The sequence below is a fragment of the Nocardia sp. NPDC051052 genome, assembly GCF_044456045.1.
Lineage (GTDB): Bacteria > Actinomycetota > Actinomycetes > Mycobacteriales > Mycobacteriaceae > Nocardia.
This window is the reverse complement of sequence record NZ_JBITFL010000045.1, coordinates 1-2,465: the sequence shown is the minus strand read 5'-3', so window position 1 is coordinate 2,465 and position 2,465 is coordinate 1. Positions and strand designations below refer to the sequence as shown.

Genomic DNA, 2,465 nt, shown 5'->3' with positions numbered 1-2,465 from the left:
CGTCGCCGGTATTGGCTTGATCCGGTGGGTGGTGGGGATGTGTCGGGGTTGGGGTTGTCGGGTTCGGATCATCCGTTGATTGGTGCGGTGGTGCAATCACGCGATTCCGAAGACACGGGCGCAATTTCGCAGCTGATGCAGCGGATCGCCGCGTTGTCGGAGCTCGAGGGAGTGGACGTGGTGTTGGACATCGTGCGTGATCAGGCCGCGCTCGTTCTCGCTCACGACAGTGCGGAGTCGATCCACGCCGACCGCAATTTTCGAGAGCTGGGCTTCGATTCACTGACCGCCGTCGAGGTCCGCAACCGGCTCAACGTTGTTGTCGGACAGCGGCTACCGGCGACGCTGGTCTTCGACTATCCGACTCCCCGGGCGGTGGCCCGATATCTGGTCCAGCGGATGAACGGGATGTCGAATCTGCGGACAGGCGGCAGCGATATCGATGAGGCGCGGATCCGAGATTATCTTTCAACGGTTCCACTGAGCGAACTCAGCAGAATCGGAGTACTCGATAGTTTGCTCGATCAGGTAGTGAACGTACCGATGTATCCAGTCGAAGTCGATGCCGAGTCGACTGACGACATGGACATCGAAGCATTAATTCAGCACGTTGTCGATAATAGAATTGATTAGGGCTTTCGGGGAGATATCGTGGCATTATCTATCGAGGAACTCACAAACGCGTTGCGAATTTCCGCACGCACCAACGAAGCCCTGAAAAAAGATAACCGCAAGCTTCGGGCGAAGGCGTCGGAGCCGATTGCGATCATAGGCATGGGTTGCCGGTTCCCTGGCGGGGTGTATTCGCCGGATGAGTTGTGGCGGTTGCTGATCGAGGAGCGGGACTCGGTCGGCGGGTTCCCGGCCGATCGGGGCTGGGATGTGGAGGCGATGTTCGATCCCGAACCTGGTGCGGCGGGCAAGACGTATGTACGGCAGGGCGGTTTCCTATATGACGCTGCAGAATTCGATGCGGGGTTCTTCGGAATCAGCCCCCGCGAAGCGGTCGGAATGGACCCGCAGCAAAGGGTCCTACTCGAAACCGCTTGGGAGGCATTGGAACACGCAGGTATAGACCCGGATTCATTGCGGGGCAGCGCTACCGGCGTCTTTGCCGGTGTAGCGCATCACGACTATCCGAACAACAGCAGTTCGGGTGCGATTGTATCCGGTCGTGTTTCGTATGTATTGGGTTTGGAGGGTCCGGCGGTTTCGATCGATACGGCGTGCTCGTCGAGCCTTGTTGCCCTGCATCAGGCAGCCCAGGCGCTGCGCTCGGGGGAATGCTCGTTGGCACTCGCGGGCGGTGTGACGGTGATGGCGACTCCGGAGATCTTTGTGGAGTTTTCGCGGCAGAGGGGCCTGGCCGCCGATGGGCGTTGTAAGCCGTTTGCGGAGGCGGCCGATGGCACCGGATGGGCCGAGGGGGCGGGCGTACTCGTGCTGGAACGGCTATCGGATGCACAGCGCCGCGGTCACGAAATCCTTGCCTTAGTACGGGGTTCGGCGGTGAATCAGGATGGCGCGTCGAATGGATTGACCGCGCCCAATGGTCCGTCGCAGGAGCGAATGATCACACGTTGCCTGGAGAACGCTGGTTTGTCGGCTTCAGAAGTGGATGCTATCGAGGCGCATGGCACCGGCACTCGTCTGGGTGATCCGATCGAGGCGCAGGCGTTGCTGGCGACCTACGGTCAGGGCCGGCCGGTGGATCGGCCGTTGTGGTTGGGTTCGTTGAAGTCGAATATTGGTCATACGCAGGCGGCGGCTGGTGTGGCTGGTGTGATGAAGATGGTGCTGGCGATGCGGCACGGTGTGTTGCCGAAGACGTTGCACGTGGATGCGCCTTCTTCGCATGTGGATTGGTCTTCGGGTGCGGTGTCGTTGTTGACCGAATCGACTGTGTGGCCGGAGACGGGGCGGGTACGTCGGGCGGGTGTGTCGTCATTTGGGATCAGTGGGACCAATGCACACGTCATCCTCGAGCAAGCACCGGAGGCAGTTGAGACGGAGCCGGATAACGTTGCACCGGGGTTGGATTCGGTTGTGGGTGGGGTGGTGCCGTGGGTGTTGTCGGCGCGGTCTGAGCAAGCGTTGCGGTCGTCGGCGGAGCGGTTGGCGGGATTCATAGCTGAGGGTTCCGGTGCTGGGGTGTCGGTGTCGGATGTGGGGTGGTCGTTGTTGGGGCGGTCGCGGTTTGAGTATTGTGCGGTGGTTTCGGGGGTGGATCGGGAGCGGTTGCTTGCGGGTTTGACCGCCTTGTCTGAGGGTCGCCCGGATGTGAATGTGGTTTCTGGGGAGGGTGTTTCGGGTTCGGGGAAGACGGTGTTGGTGTTTCCGGGGCAGGGTGGGCAGTGGTTGGGGATGGGGCGGGGGTTGTATGCCGAGTTCCCGGTGTTCGCGCAGGCTTTTGATGAGGTCATAGCGTTGCTGGATGTGCAATTGCGTGAGCAGTCAGTCGACGG

At 60.9% G+C, this 2,465-nt stretch carries 2 protein-coding genes; both read left to right on the top strand.

The window, feature by feature from the left end:
- The coding region (locus ACIBCN_RS44475) for an acyl carrier protein (protein WP_396998924.1) at window positions 1-633 on the top strand (633 nt) is incomplete at its 5' end.
- An 18-nt stretch (window positions 634-651) separates the two neighbouring features.
- A partial coding sequence (locus ACIBCN_RS44470) for a type I polyketide synthase (RefSeq protein ID WP_396998923.1) occupies window positions 652-2,465 on the top strand: 1,814 nt, incomplete at its 3' end.